Consider the following 16,241-nt stretch of genomic DNA (forward strand, 5'->3'; position numbering starts at 1 on the left):
ATAAATTATAACTTAGTGAATCTCAATCAATTTTAATCTAATCTTCTGACGCATGAATTTTATTTATGACCTGCACCGCACCATGATGTCGCAGAAACTGATTCTGGTGTTTCAGGGTGACTTTACCCAGGAGAGCACCAAATCAATACTGTCCATGGCCGAGCGAAACCTTGATTCCTCCGGTGAAGAATCGAGCATCAAGCGCAAGGTGTTTAACGTGATGGTTGAGGCGCTCCAGAACATTGTGAAACATAGCGATGAGTTGGTAGACGGACAGATAAGAAGCCATGCTGCCATCTTCGTGATAGGCAAAGAGTCTGACCGTTATAGCATCATGACTGGCAACCCGATCCGGAAGGAGAATGTTGAGAAGTTGAAAGGTGCATTGGATCGTATCAACAGCCTTGACAAAGACGGATTGAAAGATCTGTATAAAGAGATTATTAAGAACACCACTATATCTGACAAAGGTGGTGCGGGATTAGGCTTTGTGGATATGGCAAGAAAGTCGGGAGAGAAATTAGAATTTGAATTCCCTGAGATGAATACCGAGTATTGCTTCTTTTGTTTGAAAGTAAACGTGCCGAGAGATAACGAATAAAATTGATTTAGAAATATAAATAGCTTTATACCATGGAAATTTTGAATCTGGAAGGAACTGAAGACACCCCGAAAATAATCCTCGACAAGAAAAACGGAATCTTTGAAATCTCCGGGCGCTCGTTACCTGAAGACTCTGCCGAATTCTACCGCCCCGTATTGGAGTGGATTGAGAAATATAGCGGAGAATCAAATCCTTCAACGGAATTTGTTTTTAAACTGGAGTACTTCAACACGGCATCATCCAAACTGATTCTGGATGTGTTGTCGGCTCTGGAAGATATTAAAGGCATGAAGATTCTTTGGTACTTCCATGAAGATGATGAAGATATGGAAGAAGCCGGTCAGGAATTTTCTGAACTGGTAGAGATACCGTTTGAATTTAAGACTTACTGATGCGTTAAAGGGGTTAAGCCCCTTAAAATGAGTCGGTTATCAGTCAACAAAAGGACATCGTATACTATGTTCGGAATGGCTGGTAACCGATATTTTTTTATACCTTTATAAAATTGCTTTCTAACCTATGAGTGAAGAAATACTCAAAGCTCTCACACAACTTTTTGCAATTATAACAAAACAGGATGGCGGGGTTTCTGAACGCGAGCGTCAATACGTCATCAACTTCTTTCAGACTGAACTTGATCAGGATACTGTTAAAGAATACCTGGATCTATACGATCAGTTCTCCGGTTATGGCAAAGCGGATGATGATGAAGATGGCAAGAAGAAACTGACTTCTGTTAAAGACTCTGTTAAAACATTGGGGATCTGTAAGAAGATCAACAAGACCCTTGCTCAGAAACAAAAAGTCGTTGTACTCATTAAACTGCTCGAGTTAGTAAGCACCGACAAAAACTTTAGTCCTCAACGCATGGAGATCATCAACACGGTCTCCACTGTTTTTAATATTATACAGGATGAGTACGATCTGATCGAAAGCTTTGTGCGATCAGACGATACATCTATACTGGATTTTGCAGATATACTTCTGCTCAACTCAGGCAGTCACGCAGAAGAAGGTAAACGCCATAAGCACGTGCATGGCCACATTCAGGGCAACCTCATTTTTATGCGCGTGCAGAGTGTTGATATGTACTTTACTAAATACCAGGGTGAAGAGCTGAACATCCTTAACGGATTTACCATGCAGCGCAACCGGGTATATCTGTTCTCGCATGGAAGTACCATTAAAACACAAGCCGGTGACGCGCTGTACTATAGCGACCTGGTAGCCAACTTTAACGAGGAGTTGAAGACGGCCAAGCTTTCGTTTAATGCGACCATCGATGAATTGAAGTTTCCCAATGGCGCTATTGGTCTGCGAAACGTATTGATAGCCGAAGGCCCCGGTAAACTGATCGGAATTATGGGGGCCAGTGGTGCCGGTAAAACTACGTTGCTCAACGTAATGGCCGGACTGGTGCAGCCTACCAAAGGCGAGATTCTTATTAATGGTTTTAACATTAATACACAGAAGGATAAGATACATGGTGTAATCGGATATGTATCGCAAGATGATCTGTTGATTGAAGAACTCACCGTATACCAGAACTTATACTACAATGCCAAGTTGTGCTTTGCTTCTTTTACCGAAGAGCAACTGCACCAGCGCGTAATGGAAGTACTCGAAAACCTGGGCCTCGATCAGCGCAAAGATCTTCGTGTAGGCAATCCGTTGGATAAGACGATCAGTGGCGGGCAACGTAAGCGTCTGAATATAGCATTGGAGTTGATCCGCGAACCTGCTATACTTTTCCTCGATGAGCCAACCTCCGGTCTTTCTTCACGCGACTCTGAAAATGTTATCGACTTGCTGAAGGAATTGTCATTGAAGGGTAAACTTATATTCGTGGTAATTCACCAGCCATCGTCCGATATATATAAGATGTTCGATAAGATGGTGATTATGGATACCGGTGGATTCCCGGCATACTATGGCCACCCGGTAGAAGCCGTAACGTACTTCAAGAAATCAACCCACCAGGTAGACAGCAACCGCGGTCAATGCGAAACCTGCGGTAACGTTAACCCCGAACAGATCTTCAACATCATTGAAGCCAAAGTGGTGGATGAATATGGTCAGCCAACCAACAAGCGGAAGATCACACCTCCACAGTGGTACGACCTATATAAAGAACGCTTCAAGATCACCAAGGTAGAAGATATAAAAGAGGAACCACCTCATTCACTATATCTGCCCAGCAAGTTTAAACAGACCGTCATTTTCGCTACACGCGATACCCTGGCCAAGCTCAGCAACAAACAATATCTGCTGATAAACCTGTTAGAGGCACCGTTGCTAGCCATTATTCTGGCCTTCATCATCAAGTATAAAAGTGCACCGGGCGGAAGAGAATATGTATTCCGTTTCAACGAGAACTTCCCGGCCTTTATGTTGATGAGTATTATCGTGGCACTCTTCATGGGCTTAACCGTAAGTGCCGAAGAGATTATCCGCGACAGGAAGATACTCCGCAGAGAATCGTTTTTGAATCTTAGCTGGAGCAGCTACCTGCAGTCCAAGCTTACTATACTTTTTATACTCTCGGCAATCCAGACATTTACCTTTGTTCTCATTGGAGATTTAATCCTGGAAATCGAGTGGAGCATGCTCCTCCCCTTCTGGCTCGTGTTGTTTACCACATCATGTTTTGCCAGTGTATTAGGACTAAATATATCTTCGGCTTTCAACTCGGCCGTAACGGTATATGTAATGATACCTTTGTTGCTTATACCGCAGATGATCCTGAGCGGTTTGCTTTTCAACTTCGATAAACTGAATGACCTGATCAGCACCAAAGGTAAAGTGCCGGTAGTGGCTGATCTGATGGCATCGCGCTGGGCATACGAAGCAATGGCAGTATACCAGTTCAAGAATAACTCTTACGAAGAACCATTCTATACTTTCGACAGACTGGAAGCACAATCTGATTTTCACTCATCATTCCTTGTAGATGAATTGGAAAAGAAACGCAAGTTCATCGCAGAGAACATCAATGAAAAAAGTGATTCCGTAAGACAACTGTTGCAAAAAGATCTGACTATTATTCAGACTACATTACTGGACGATTACTTTCAAAAAGGTATTACCAAAGAACTAGGTACCCCCTGGACACTAAAAGATTTTACTCCGGCATTCAATAAAAAGCTGGAAGAGTTTTTTGCCGAGTATAAGAAGTTCTACCAGGGAACCTATAACAAAGGGGTGGCTATGCGCGAAGCTGCTTTTGTGCAGATAGAAAAACAGGGCTATAATCTGAACGACCTGAAGAACCGGTACTATAATGAAAGCCTGGCTGACCTCGTGAAAAATATTTCAGAGAAGGAACGCATCATTGAGTATAAAGGTGAATTGATCCAACAGATCAACCCGATATTTCAGGATCCAAAATCTGTTGGGCCGCTTGATTACAGAGCTCCGTTCTTTGCGCCTGTTAAGAAACTATTTGGTCAATCGATCAGCACATACCTGTTCGATATACTGATGATCTGGCTCATGACCATCATTTTATATGTAACGCTATATTTCGAATTGTTGCGTAAGCTGATAAACGCATTCGATAACATACCGGGTAAGGTAACCTTAAAGGGAACCTCCTCGAAAAAGAAATAAAGCAGCAGCGTAACTTTTTGGCAGGGAATGCTTAATTTTTAACTTTGTAACCGCATAATTTTAAGTCTATGAGAATATTACTTATCGGGCTCATCCTAACACTCTTTACCGCCTGTGGCAGTAAAAAAGAGCCAGATTCAATTTTCGTTGAGGAGGCTGATACTACAGCCAAGGTTGAAGGACCAACCATTTCCTCTGAGGTTATCGGTGACATCCTGCAACAGATACCCAGCCCGCTGGAGATCTCTGTGTTATTGAAAGAGTCCGGAAAAAAATACAACGGAACTTATCTGAACTCAGCCGACAATACTTCCAAGTACAACAGCAACTACAAAAAGGCATTGAACCTGGGTATCTACGGTACTGATCTGGGTTACACCAACATTTACGAACAGAATCAAGATGGCGTGAAGTATATGGCGTCTATTAAAGATCTGGCAAACGGATTAAGCATCGGTCAGTTCTTTGATATCGAAACCATCGGCCGTCTGGCAACCAACAGCAAGAATCTTGATTCACTGTTGCTGATCACTACGCAAAATTTTAACACCATCAACAGCTACCTGCAAACACAAGGCCGCGCGAACTTAAGCGTGTTGTTCCTGACAGGTGGTTGGTTAGAAGCTCTTCACATTACCTGCGAAGTAGCTACTGCTAATCCTGACAACAAACAATTGAAAGAAACGATCGGTGAACAAAAGATCATTCTCGAAAACATTATCCTGCTCCTCTCTTTCTACAAAGAGTCTGATCAGAATATGGCATCATTGTTGACTGACATGGAAGAACTGAAGAAGATCTATGACAAGGTAAAAATTACCTATACCTATAAGGAGTCAACATTCGAAGTGGTAGATGGCGTAATGGTTATTAAAGATAACAGCACCAGCACCATTGAAATTACTCCGGAGGACATTGCCAGCATACGCGCTGCAACCTCTTCTATCAGAACCAAGATAATATCATAAGCCAAGTATATAATCTATTTATTGCCCTATGAAAAAATTAATGTTTATTGTTCTATCCGTTTGCGTTCTAAGTACTTTAGAAGTTATCGGACAGTGCAACTCTGAGGCCATGAGCAATCAATGTATTCCTAAACTGGCTGCAGGCTTCAACTTTCTGAAGAGCTATAAGATTGAAAAAGGAGGCAAAGACTTCGTAGAATACTCTTACGTATTTACCAAGGGCACACAGTATATGATTAATATTTGTGCACCGAAGGAACCTACTGATGGTATCGTTGTAAGCCTTTTCGATTCTAACAGGAATAAAGTTGCTACCAGCAAAGTGAACGGACAATTCATTTCAGCTATAGCCTATCCTTGCAACACTACAGGTATATACTATATCCAGTATACCTTCGATGGTTCTTCTTCCTACTGCGGTGGAAGCGCCCTCGGCTTCAAACGCTAAAAAATATTGTAGCAAATACTCAAAAGCCTTCTCTTCGGGAAGGCTTTTTTATTTTATACCTTCCGGTATGGAACAACAAACACTATCGTTTACCTGCCAGGCGCGGTACTTTCAACTGGGCACTATAACACCTTCCACCCGGCAAGTGTGGTTTGTACTTCATGGCTACGGGCAACTGGCGCAGTACTTCATTCAGAAATTCAAAGTATTACAGGAACATAATATCTGTGTGATTGCACCGGAAGCACTATCGCGTTTTTATCTCGAAGATGTAACCTCGCGTATGCAGACCGGCAACAACCGCGTAGGCGCTACGTGGATGACAAAAGAAAATCGTGAGATGGATATTCAAAATTACGTGGTATACCTGAATACGCTTTATCACCACGTGATGGCATCTGCTTCCGCTATTCCGGTAACGATGCTTGGTTTCTCGCAAGGTTCAGCCACTATATCACGCTGGGTGACTGATGAAAAAGTAAACTTTCAACGGCTTATACTGTGGGCTGGTATATTTCCGCCTGATATGAATATCGATGAAAGCAAAAGAGTGCTACACAACAAGGAGACCTATATAGTCTATGGAAAGTCTGATCCTTTTCTGAACGACAGTCGCTTTGCCGAGATGAACACAATCGCATCATCGCTCGCTATAACACCACAGGTAATTACCTTTGATGGCAAACACGACATCGATTCGTCTACTCTCCTGAAATTTATTTAATTTCTCTTTACTACTGTACTGCTGGCTTGTGCCGTGGGGAACACCGTGATATCGGCAAGTTGTACGTGTGCCGGAGCTTGCAGCACATAAAGCATAACATCCGCTATATCTTTACCGGTTAGAGGCGTCATACCTTTGTAAGTTAGATCAGCTTTATCTTTATCGCCTTTAAATCGTACCAGCGAAAACTCTGTCTCCACTAATCCAGGATTGATAGAAGTAACTTTTATACCGAAAGCATTCAGATCGATGCGCATACCACGCGTTAGTGCATCTACAGCAAATTTGCTGGCGCAGTATACATTACCATTCGGATATACCTCTTTACCGGCAATCGATCCAAGATTAATAATGTGTCCGGATTTTCTTTCTGTCATAAAAGGAATTACTTCTTTCGATACATATAATAATCCCTTCACATTAATATCAATCATCGCATCCCAATCTTCTACACGGCCGGTTTGAATCGGATCGAGCCCGTGTGCATTGCCTGCATTGTTTATCAACACATCTATAGCTTTCCAATCGGCTGGGAGTGACGCTATAGCTTGCGCTACTTCTGATTGTATGCGTACATCAAAAGAAAGAGAAGTTACTTCTGTCTGCGCTGATAGTTCTTTCTGAAGTTTCTCCAGGCGATCTTTTCTGCGGCCGCAAAGTATAAGCTTAAAATTACTGGCAGCCAGTAGCCGTGCCGTTGCTTCTCCTATACCGGATGTAGCACCGGTGATCAGCGCAATTCGTTTTGTCATGATTATTGGAAGAGGAAGTATACTGTAATAGTATTGGTATTAATACGCTTGAGCGGCTCACCATATTTACCTGTGGCAGATCCCAGCATATTTACTATACCGCGCGAAAATCTGATTTCCGGAGAGAATTTGAACAACGGATAGTAAAGATCAAAACCAAAACCTGCATCGAGACTCAGGTTGGTGCCGGTTATATCCAATACGCGTTGTTCTGTTTTCTTTTTACCGGAAGCTTCAAAAGCCGGCACAACACCACCGATCATATACATGCGGATGTTGCCTCTGCGCTCCGATTTATATTTGAGCAATATAGGCACTTCTACCATCGTGCTTTCAATCAACTGATCATCGCGGGGTGTATCATCGGTATAGATATAGCTTATGCGATATTCATAGAACCCAACTTTAGGTGTAATGCGCACATCCACCTGATCGTCTAAACGATAGTTTACGATAAAACCCAGTGAAAAACCTCCAGACCAGCTTGGTGTGATGGAATGCACTGTATCAAATTTAGGCGTTACAAAAGCATCCGAATATTTAAGCTGATATGTTGACGAATGTAAACCTATCAAAAAACCATAAGTCAGTCTTTTGTCGTCATAATTGGGGTTGTTTTTCTGCACCCAACGTTTTTTTTGTGCGTGCCCGGCTACACAACCTAGCATAAATACACAGGCGAATATTACTTTGAGCCGGTATAAATAGAGCTTATTCCAAAAGTGAGTGTTCTGCATTTCGAGTTGTTAAATCCGACATTGTTAAGGATGTGAAGAAATTTCTCACCATCCGGAAAAGCCTCTACAGATTCAGGAAGATAGGTATATGCAGCCTTGTCGCTGGATATAGCCCTGCCTATCCTAGGCAAAACGAATTTAAAATAAAAATTATATACCTGCTTGAAAGGAAATTTTCTCGGCCTGGAAAATTCCAACACCACCAATTGTCCGCCCGGTTTCAAAACACGGTATATCTCACGCAGGCCACGCTCCAGGTTCTCGAAATTGCGCACACCAAACGCCACTGTAACAGCATCGAACCGGCTATCTTCAAAAGGAATATTCTCCGAATCACCCTTCATCAGCTCGATACGATCGGTAAGCTTGCGATCGGCCACTTTCTTTCGCCCTACTTCCAGCATGCCTTCAGAAATATCAATGCCAACGATCTTCTCAGGCTTCAAGGTCAACGCCTGAAGAGCAAAGTCGCCAGTGCCCGTAGCCACATCCAGCATCTGTTTGGGTTGAAGAGGCTCCAGGTAATGGATCGCCTTTTTTCTCCAACCTTTATCAATACCCAGGCTCAGAAAATGATTCAAAAAATCATAACGATGGCTGATGTTATCGAACATTTTGGCCACCTGTTCTTTTTTGCCTGCTTTCTCTTCTTTATAGGGAACGACCGTCATTATGTGCAATTAACTGGGGCGAAGGTAGATGGTTTGACGGTAGGAATGAAATCCGGAATCGGTTATCCGTTAGTAGTTATCGGTTAACCGTTACCCGGCTTTACGGATAACGATTAACCGTTAACGAATATTAATTTGAAAGTACCTTAAACTCTACGCGTCTGTTGAGCTCGCGACCTTCTTCTTCATCGTCATTGCTCGCGAGTGGTTTGCTCTTGCCATACCCAACCGCTTTGATCCTGCGGGTATCGATGCCTTTCTTGGTCAGATAATCTTTTACTGCCTCTGCACGCTTTTGCGAAAGGAACATATTATAGGCTTTGGTTCCTATAGCATCAGTATGCCCCGCAAGCTCGATCGTCATGTTGTTGTTGGTGCGCATCATCGCTTCCAGCTTATTCAATTCAACGTACGACTCAGTTTCGAAAGTAGCTTTATCAAAGTCAAAATAGATATTGCGCAGGATCCCAACAACACCCACCGACAGTTTACGAAGTTCTACTGTGCGGTTAAGGGTTTTCTCTTCGGTAGTAGCTCCTTCTATTTTAATGTTCTGGTTCTGGTAAGCATAACCATCACGATCTACCGATAAGCGATACTCTTTTGCTTTCGGATTCTTGATCAAAAATTCATACACACCATTACCCTGCGAGCTGGATCCTACAATAACATTATCCTTTGCTCCCACCAGTTTTACTTTCGCATCCAATGGAGTTTTATCGCCTGCATCTACTACGGCTATTACGTACTTGAGCGGTACTATAGGTTTCTTCGGCTCTTTTTTAGGTTCTGTTTTAGGCTGAGTATTTTTAGGTTCCGTCTTGGGTTCATTCTTGGTTGGCTGATTTTTAGTCGGATCAACTTTTACCGGCTCGGTTTTCGGTTCGTTCTTCACTACAACAGGTTCTGTTGTCTGTGTTGTATCTTCCACCACAGGTTCAGGATTTTTAGCAACGGCCGGCTGCGGATTTTTAAGACCATCAGGAATCGTGATCATATATATATCTGTATATCCCATACCATCTTCACGAACAGAAGAGTAATATGCACGCTTGCTGTCTTTTGATGATACGAAGTATATATCATTATCCGGTGTGTTAATCGGATAACCAAGGTTTTCCGGTTCGCTCCATTCGTTGGAAGATGGATCGAATGTAGTTTTGAAAACATCAAAACCACCCATTCCTTTATGTCCCTTACTACTGAAATATAGTGTTACCAGATCGTAGTCGATAAACGGGGCATCATCGTCCTGATCGGTATTGATCTTCGGACCGAGATTTTTCACGTTAGACCATTCTCCTTTACTGTCTTTGGTAGCGCGGTATAGGTCGAGTCCGCCAAAACCACCGGGGCGATTACTGGAGAAATATAGTGTCTTCTCATCAGAAGATATAGAAACTGATTTTTCTTCAAAACTTGAGTTGATGATGCCCGGCATAGGAATGGGCTCACCCCACACACCATTTGCGCGCTCACTGTAGTATATATCTCCTCCACCTTCGTCCATATAAATAAACAGGGTATTACCATCGGCAGACAAACCGAGGTTGGAGTTGTGATAGGGCGTGTTTACCGGCACTCCAATGTTTTTAGCATACGACCATGTATTACCGGTTTTGGTAGCAAAGAATATATCTTCCCATGGTTTGTTATCGTCTGCCACGTTTTGGTTCAAGTTATCTTCTCTGCGGCGTGTAGTAAAGAATAATTCCGTTTCCTTTTCATTCAGCACGGGTACATAATCTTCATATTCAGAGTTAATCTCACGACCAATATTTACAATGGAGAAATTCTTGGGGTTGGCAAAAAACTCTTTCGCATTCTGGCACTCATATATAGCGCGATCAACAACAGCAACATCTACTTTATCTTTACCCTGATAGTTCGCTTTCTTGGCAAGCTTTTCCTTATACAGGTTATAGAACTCGATCGCTTTATCGAACTTCTCTCCATATTGGTAGCTGCGACCGATAGAGTATTCTATATCAAATCTGTAATTAGGATCCTGACGGTATACACGCAGCAGGAATTTAACTGCCAGGTTTTTATCGATCGTGATCAAATGCAGACGACCGGCCTCGTAGTTGGCCTTGATGAAGGTGGTATCGAGATCGGCAGCCGTTACTACCAGACCACGGGCATCATCAATCGCTTTGGTAGCTTCCAAGGTAAGTTCAGCCTGAGTCATATATTCCTGAGCAAGTTCCTTAGGATTTTGCTGGCTGAAGGCTGGTCTGGTAAGCACAAGTAAAGTCAAAAAAATCAGTACACTTCGGATACTGGACATTGCTTAAAAAGTTTTACACTAAAGGTATAAATAAAAAAGGTTTACAATTATACTACAAGATAGGAAAAACTGCGGATTTAGAAACAGAAATTTGAAATCATAAAGACACATTTATTACAAACTTAGTATTTTGGGCTTCAATTATTACTTTAACAGATGAAGATTACTTCGGCCGAGTTCATTTCCAGTTATGCAGATGTGCGAAAATGTCCTCCACCGGATAAGCCGGAATTTGCTTTTATAGGTCGCTCGAATGTTGGTAAGTCATCGCTGATCAACATGTTAACTCAATCGCGCGACCTAGCCAAGACTTCTGCGAAGCCCGGTAAAACACAAACCATTAATCACTTTCTCATCAATGAATCGTGGTATCTGGTAGACCTTCCGGGGTATGGATATGCCAGCGTAAGCAAGAGTTTACGGGAGGGTTTTGGCAAGATGATTGACGGATATGTGCTCAAACGCGAAAATCTTTCGTGCCTTTTTATATTGATCGATTCCCGGCTCGAGCCACAAAAAATTGATCTCAGCTTTATCAATTGGGTAGGAAGTAAAGGTATACCGATCGCCATCATCTTTACCAAGTCTGATAAACTCAATCGTAATGAGTTGCAACGAAACGTGAGTCAGTTCGGAAAAGCGCTGCTGCAGGAGTGGGACGAACTCCCTCCTACGCTTGTTACTTCTGCGGAAAAAAAGACGGGTCGCGATGAAGTGCTCGACTTCATTAACGATGCGCTTAAGGTATATAAACAGCAATCATAGTCAGGCCTTTTTGAAACACTGCCGCCAGCAATATTAAACATGGAACATTACACGGGTTTCGTTAGCTTTGCGGCCGCATTGAAAATTTAAATATGACTTTAGCAGAACTCGCAACGATCTCCGGTAAAGGAGGACTCTTTAAAGTAATGGCCCCCACAAAGTCGGGTGTGATCCTTGAATCGCTGGACGAAGCCAAAACAAAAATTGTAGCCACAGCCAATCACCGTCTTTCGCTGTTGAATGAGATTTCGATCTATACCACTACAAAAGAAGGCACGGTTGCCCTGGAAGATGTTTTGAAAAAGATACACGCTGAGTTTGGCAACGACCTTGGTGTTGATTCAAACTCGGAAGGTGCCGAACTGAAGTCGTTTTTGAAATCTGTTCTTCCTGAATATGATGAAGATCGCGTATATGTTTCGGATATCAAGAAACTGGTGAAGTGGTATGAGTTGATTTTGAAGTATGCAGCAGACATACTAACCAGCACCAGCGAAGAAGAGAAAAAATAGAATTACTATATTTCTGGATAAAGAAAGCCGTGCCGCAAGCGCGGCTTTCTTATTTATAATATATCACTTGGTCTTTGCAAAATCATCCGCCTGCGCATTCAGGCTTTGGGCAGAAAGCGTTTCACCTGCATGGATGATAATTCTGTACTGAAATTTTACGGTCTGATCTTTCATCAGCTTCAGGTTCAATTCTTCTTTTCCTCCGCTGAACACTTTTTGTCCTAACGGGTTGGCAGCAAACAAACCATAGCCGCGTGCATGCCAGTAAGTAGGATAACCTATATTTTTCGGGTGATCGATAATAGCGATAGAAATTTTTTCTCCATCCTTCTCGCCATTGAGGCAAGTCCATACGGAACGCTTACTCCAGGTATCATCACCGGTTATACCTTCTTTGTTTACATACAAACCGGTAACCCCACTGTTGTCGAGTTGGGAAACAGCAGTAACATTACCATGTGCATCCACAAATTTATCTTCCTGCTTCGAAGGCATCTCCAATGCGCGGGCTACACGCAACGCGATCATTCCATCTTTTACATCTTTAAAAAGTACTTCATCAGTCATAGCTTTCAATATACATGAGCGATCGATGATGAAGCTTCCGTCTTTTACCGTAAAGACAAAGTCGGTTGTTTCTTCCAGCAGAACTTTACCGTTGATGTCTACCCAATGACTTAGTGTTTGTAACTCTGCGCGATCTTTACCCGCTTTCGACTTCAGTATTTTTTGATGACGGATGGAACCATATAAATTCTTTTTCTCCTTCGGTATAGCATCACTGTTATTCCAGAAATCGAGACCATTTACACTTTCATAATTTAGCCATAACCCTACATGATGAGGATGATCGGTACGTTCGCCCGCGCGCGGAGCGATCGGATATCCTCGAGTTACAACGTTACCCGTAACCGTTTTTAGCGGAAACAAAACCGGTTTCTCTGTTGAATCGAAATAACAATAAGCCGTGAGTAATTTTCCATTGTATAGAACTTCTACTTTCTTTTTGTCGCTGCGTTCATTCAGCGTAAATCCTTTCTGTGCCTGCACAGTCATGGCCAACATCATAAATAAATAGGCAAGTATATAGCGATTCATAAGCAGTATATTATAGTGAATGAAGTAAACCCGTAAGAACTAAAGATGCCACACAATTATTACCAAGGGACTGTTTCTTACACGAACGACCCTGATTTTTCCACCATGTTGCGCGAGCCCACATAAAAGGCTGTGCGTTGATGAAGGCTGTCGGGTTTTATATCGAGTATACGTGTAGTACCATTGGTAGCTTTACCTCCTGCCTGTTCTGCTACAAACGCCAGTGCATTGCACTCATAGATGAGGCGCAATTTACCGGTAGGGTCTTTTGCCGTGGCTGGGTATATATAGATGCCACCTTTTAACATATTGCGATGAAAATCGGCAACTAATGACCCGATATAGCGTGCGGTATATTTCTCGTCTTTGCAATACTGGATATAATCTTTCACCGGCTTGCTGAATGAATTGGCCGATCCTTCATTGATAGAGTATATCTTGCCATCATAAGGCATGTGCATATCAGGGTGTGAAAGGAAATATTCACCGAGCGTTGGTTCATACGTAAAGCCATTTACTCCGTGCCCGGTAGTATATACCATCATGGTAGAAGAACCATAGAGTACATATCCGGCAGCCACCTGGTCAGCACCGCGTTGCAGTATATCATCTGGTTGTATCGGTGTACCCACCGGGCTTTTTCTGCGATAGATCGAAAAGATGGTTCCGATGGAAACATTCACATCTATATTCGAAGAGCCGTCCAATGGATCGATCGCTATCACGTATTTACCATCGTTGTTAAGATCAGCAAATGTCTCTGCTTCTTCTGATACCAGTGCGCATACTTCGCCACCTTTAGCCAGTGCTCTTGTAAAACGGATGTTGGCCAGTACGTCCAGTTTCTGCTGATCATCGCCCGCAGTGTTCTGCGATCCTACCGCTCCCATGATGTCGATCAACCCGGCTTTATTCACTTCGCGATTCACCACTTTAGAAGCCAGCGCTATATCGCGCAACAACTGCGAAAGCTCACCACTGGCATACGCAAACTGGTCCTGGTTGTTTTTAATGAAACGATCGAGTGTGCTGCCGATAGGTTGAGCAATTCTTGATGTTTCAATGCTTGGTGTGTTAGCTTTATTGATTGATCTTTGCATGCTTTAAATTTAAGCCAAAAATAATTTCGCAAACGATTTAGCTAATTAAAAATGAAGGTTTTTAAATTCGGAGGTGCCTCCCTGAAAAATGCGGCCGGTGTAAAGAACGTAGCATCCATCATTCATCAGCATGGTCCGAATAACCTGCTGGTAGTAGTTTCTGCTATGGGTAAAACCACGAATGCCCTGGAGAAAATTCATAGCCTGGCAACCTCCGGTCAAAACGCTTCATCTCAAATTACCATACTCAACGACTATCATCAAGAAATACTGCGCGAATTATTCCCGGCCGGCCACGCGGTATACACTGCTGTAGCTTCTTTGTTTAAAGAACTGGAGGCACAACTCACAACCTCCGGAGAGTTCGACCAGGTGTATGATCAGGTAGTATCCCTGGGTGAATTGATCTCTTCAGTCATCGTGCATCATTACCTGCTTAGTCAGAAAGAAGCTTCGCATTGGCTGGATGCGCGAACCTGCATTGCTACGGATGCATGCTTCCGCGAAGGAAAAGTAGCGTGGCCAAAAACCTCATCCAACATTCAGCAACTTATACCGGTTCTTGAAAAACATATCGTTATCACGCAGGGATTCATCGGGCGTACCGATGCAGGGTATACTACAACACTGGGGCGCGAGGGCTCTGATTTTTCGGCCGCTATATTTGCTTCGTGCCTGCAGGCCAATTCTGTTACTATATGGAAAGATGTGCCAGGTGTAATGAACGCAGATCCGAAACGATTACCTGCCGCTACTGTATTTGAAGAACTCCCTTTCCGTGAAGCCGCTGAGATGACCTACTATGGCGCGAATGTTATTCACCCGAAAACCATCAAGCCGCTGGCGAATAAAGGTATACCGCTGCTGGTAAAAAACTTTGAAGATCCTTCTCTGCCCGGAACGCGGATACATGAATGCACCGTGGAGAACCTGCCTCCATTGATCGTCTTTAAAGACAATCAGTGCCTCATCTCGTGCAAAGTGACAGACTATACCTTTATTACGGAAGAACACCTGAGTGCTATATTTCAAGCACTCTCTTCGCTGGACTTGCGCCTGAACGTAATGCAGAATTCTGCCATAACCTTTTCATTCTGCCTCGACTTCCGCGAACACAAAGTACTGGCGCTGATCCAGAAATTACAGCAGCAGTTTGAAGTATACTATAACACCGGGCTTACGCTTATCACTATAAAAAATTATGATGAGCCAACGTTCGAAAAATACCGAAGCCATCCGGGTGTATTACTCGAGCAATCTTCGCGTTCAACGTTACAGGTATTAGTCAGACCTTAACGTTGGGTAAGTATATTTCTTCTAGGTGCGCGATGAATTGATCCATCGACCGATCGAGTATATCAAACACTTCCTGAAAGCCGCGCTCGCCACCATAATATGGATCGGGCACTTCCAGTCCCTTACCCTGCGGATCGAAGTTGCGCATCAGTTGAACTTTGTCCGAATATTGAGAAGCGTTGGCAAGCCTGAGTATATTTTGATAATTACTGTTATCCATCGCCAATATATAATCGAACTGCTCGAGGTCGTTCGTGCAAAGCTGGCGTCCAAAGTGATCGATCTGAACACCATTTTTCAATGCATTGGCTATCGTACGACTATCGGGTATATCTCCGATGTGATAATTGGATGTGCCGCACGAATCTGCCTCCACTATTTTCTCCAGCGCACTTCCCTTGATCTTGTGTTTAAAAACCGCTTCGGCCAGCGGTGAGCGGCAAATGTTGCCGAGGCATACAAATAATACTTTTACCTTTTTCATAAATTTTCAATCTTCCAAATGCCGGTTTTTAGCGGGCAAACGCCTAAAACCAGCTTTTCTAAAGCTCTATAACAGGAGCCCAATCGTTTCCACTTGCAAAAATAATCCGGATAAAGGGTTACAAAAGCATTCAAAATCTTATTTACGTACGCATAGCACACTTTTTAAGTACTGCCTTTTGGT

Annotated in this window: 16 protein-coding genes; 9 read left to right on the forward strand and 7 right to left on the reverse strand. The window is 43.0% G+C overall.

Annotated elements, in window-relative coordinates; translation table 11 throughout:
• Positions 1-52 precede the first annotated feature (52 nt).
• The 6 genes from VIN08_RS02270 (at position 53) to VIN08_RS02295 (ending at position 6,353) form a co-directional block, all read left to right on the forward strand.
• Entirely contained in the window at positions 53-601 is a 549-nt protein-coding gene (locus VIN08_RS02270) for a SiaB family protein kinase (RefSeq protein ID WP_331959585.1), read from the forward strand.
• Positions 602-633: 32 nt separating this feature from the next.
• Entirely contained in the window at positions 634-996 is a 363-nt protein-coding gene (locus tag VIN08_RS02275) for a DUF1987 domain-containing protein (protein WP_331959588.1), read from the forward strand.
• 127 nt (positions 997-1,123) lie between these two features.
• Complete coding sequence (locus tag VIN08_RS02280; protein WP_331959591.1) at positions 1,124-4,213, forward strand: ATP-binding cassette domain-containing protein; 3,090 nt, start codon at positions 1,124-1,126, stop codon at positions 4,211-4,213.
• Positions 4,214-4,281: 68 nt separating this feature from the next.
• Positions 4,282-5,181, forward strand: a complete 900-nt coding sequence (locus tag VIN08_RS02285) for a hypothetical protein (RefSeq protein WP_331959594.1) — start codon at positions 4,282-4,284, stop codon at positions 5,179-5,181.
• 109 nt (positions 5,182-5,290) lie between these two features.
• On the forward strand, positions 5,291-5,629 hold the full coding sequence (locus VIN08_RS02290) for a hypothetical protein (RefSeq protein WP_331959597.1): 339 nt from the start codon (positions 5,291-5,293) through the stop codon (positions 5,627-5,629).
• A gap of 67 nt (positions 5,630-5,696) precedes the next feature.
• Positions 5,697-6,353, forward strand: coding sequence for an alpha/beta hydrolase (locus VIN08_RS02295; RefSeq protein ID WP_331959599.1), 657 nt, complete (start codon positions 5,697-5,699; stop codon positions 6,351-6,353).
• On the opposite strand, the gene VIN08_RS02300 is transcribed toward VIN08_RS02295, so the two are convergent.
• From VIN08_RS02300 to VIN08_RS02315, 4 genes are all read right to left on the reverse strand, one after another.
• Positions 6,350-7,105 (reverse strand): SDR family NAD(P)-dependent oxidoreductase, encoded by a 756-nt coding sequence (locus VIN08_RS02300; RefSeq protein ID WP_331959602.1) that lies wholly within the window; start codon positions 7,103-7,105, stop codon positions 6,350-6,352. The genes VIN08_RS02295 and VIN08_RS02300 overlap by 4 nt on opposite strands.
• A 2-nt stretch (positions 7,106-7,107) precedes the next feature.
• Positions 7,108-7,773: a porin family protein gene (locus VIN08_RS02305; RefSeq protein ID WP_331959605.1), complete on the reverse strand. Its 666-nt coding sequence runs from the start codon at positions 7,771-7,773 to the stop codon at positions 7,108-7,110.
• A gap of 17 nt (positions 7,774-7,790) precedes the next feature.
• Complete coding sequence (gene ubiE, locus VIN08_RS02310; RefSeq protein WP_331959608.1) at positions 7,791-8,513, reverse strand: bifunctional demethylmenaquinone methyltransferase/2-methoxy-6-polyprenyl-1,4-benzoquinol methylase UbiE; 723 nt, start codon at positions 8,511-8,513, stop codon at positions 7,791-7,793.
• 130 nt (positions 8,514-8,643) lie between these two features.
• Entirely contained in the window at positions 8,644-10,773 is a 2,130-nt protein-coding gene (locus VIN08_RS02315) for an OmpA family protein (RefSeq protein WP_331959611.1), read from the reverse strand.
• Positions 10,774-10,959: 186 nt separating this feature from the next.
• Between VIN08_RS02315 and yihA the strand changes: the two genes are divergently transcribed.
• Entirely contained in the window at positions 10,960-11,568 is a 609-nt protein-coding gene (gene yihA, locus VIN08_RS02320) for a ribosome biogenesis GTP-binding protein YihA/YsxC (RefSeq protein WP_331959614.1), read from the forward strand.
• Between the two features lie 92 nt (positions 11,569-11,660).
• Positions 11,661-12,080 (forward strand): DUF5606 domain-containing protein, encoded by a 420-nt coding sequence (locus VIN08_RS02325; RefSeq protein WP_331959617.1) that lies wholly within the window; start codon positions 11,661-11,663, stop codon positions 12,078-12,080.
• Between the two features lie 63 nt (positions 12,081-12,143).
• On the opposite strand, the gene VIN08_RS02330 is transcribed toward VIN08_RS02325, so the two are convergent.
• Together VIN08_RS02330 and fbp are read right to left on the reverse strand one after the other, a co-directional pair.
• Positions 12,144-13,178 (reverse strand): PmoA family protein, encoded by a 1,035-nt coding sequence (locus tag VIN08_RS02330; protein ID WP_331959620.1) that lies wholly within the window; start codon positions 13,176-13,178, stop codon positions 12,144-12,146.
• A 77-nt stretch (positions 13,179-13,255) separates the two neighbouring features.
• Positions 13,256-14,278, reverse strand: a complete 1,023-nt coding sequence (fbp, locus tag VIN08_RS02335) for a class 1 fructose-bisphosphatase (protein WP_331959623.1) — start codon at positions 14,276-14,278, stop codon at positions 13,256-13,258.
• A gap of 51 nt (positions 14,279-14,329) precedes the next feature.
• On the opposite strand from fbp, the gene VIN08_RS02340 reads away from it, so the two are divergent.
• Positions 14,330-15,574 (forward strand): aspartate kinase, encoded by a 1,245-nt coding sequence (locus tag VIN08_RS02340; protein WP_331959626.1) that lies wholly within the window; start codon positions 14,330-14,332, stop codon positions 15,572-15,574.
• On the opposite strand, the gene VIN08_RS02345 is transcribed toward VIN08_RS02340, so the two are convergent.
• The gene (locus tag VIN08_RS02345; protein WP_331959629.1) at positions 15,564-16,058 is read right to left on the reverse strand and encodes a low molecular weight protein-tyrosine-phosphatase; all 495 of its coding nucleotides are present in this window, start codon (positions 16,056-16,058) and stop codon (positions 15,564-15,566) included. The two genes, VIN08_RS02340 and VIN08_RS02345, sit on opposite strands and share 11 nt — an antisense overlap.
• Positions 16,059-16,241: the final 183 nt, after the last annotated feature.

Origin of the sequence: Ohtaekwangia sp., from assembly GCF_036568665.1 — a bacterium.
In the GTDB taxonomy this organism is placed as follows: domain Bacteria; phylum Bacteroidota; class Bacteroidia; order Cytophagales; family Cyclobacteriaceae; genus Ohtaekwangia.

Coding starts and splice junctions, on each gene's coding strand:
- VIN08_RS02270 (WP_331959585.1), top strand. CDS start 53: ATGAATTTTATTTATGACCTGCACCGCACCATGATGTCGCAGAAACTG.
- VIN08_RS02275 (WP_331959588.1), top strand. CDS start 634: ATGGAAATTTTGAATCTGGAAGGAACTGAAGACACCCCGAAAATAATC.
- VIN08_RS02280 (WP_331959591.1), top strand. CDS start 1,124: ATGAGTGAAGAAATACTCAAAGCTCTCACACAACTTTTTGCAATTATA.
- VIN08_RS02285 (WP_331959594.1), top strand. CDS start 4,282: ATGAGAATATTACTTATCGGGCTCATCCTAACACTCTTTACCGCCTGT.
- VIN08_RS02290 (WP_331959597.1), top strand. CDS start 5,291: ATGAGCAATCAATGTATTCCTAAACTGGCTGCAGGCTTCAACTTTCTG.
- VIN08_RS02295 (WP_331959599.1), top strand. CDS start 5,697: ATGGAACAACAAACACTATCGTTTACCTGCCAGGCGCGGTACTTTCAA.
- VIN08_RS02300 (WP_331959602.1), bottom strand. CDS start 7,105: ATGACAAAACGAATTGCGCTGATCACCGGTGCTACATCCGGTATAGGA.
- VIN08_RS02305 (WP_331959605.1), bottom strand. CDS start 7,773: ATGCTAGGTTGTGTAGCCGGGCACGCACAAAAAAAACGTTGGGTGCAG.
- ubiE (WP_331959608.1), bottom strand. CDS start 8,513: ATGACGGTCGTTCCCTATAAAGAAGAGAAAGCAGGCAAAAAAGAACAG.
- yihA (WP_331959614.1), top strand. CDS start 10,960: ATGAAGATTACTTCGGCCGAGTTCATTTCCAGTTATGCAGATGTGCGA.
- VIN08_RS02325 (WP_331959617.1), top strand. CDS start 11,661: ATGACTTTAGCAGAACTCGCAACGATCTCCGGTAAAGGAGGACTCTTT.
- VIN08_RS02330 (WP_331959620.1), bottom strand. CDS start 13,178: ATGAATCGCTATATACTTGCCTATTTATTTATGATGTTGGCCATGACT.
- fbp (WP_331959623.1), bottom strand. CDS start 14,278: ATGCAAAGATCAATCAATAAAGCTAACACACCAAGCATTGAAACATCA.
- VIN08_RS02340 (WP_331959626.1), top strand. CDS start 14,330: ATGAAGGTTTTTAAATTCGGAGGTGCCTCCCTGAAAAATGCGGCCGGT.
- VIN08_RS02345 (WP_331959629.1), bottom strand. CDS start 16,058: ATGAAAAAGGTAAAAGTATTATTTGTATGCCTCGGCAACATTTGCCGC.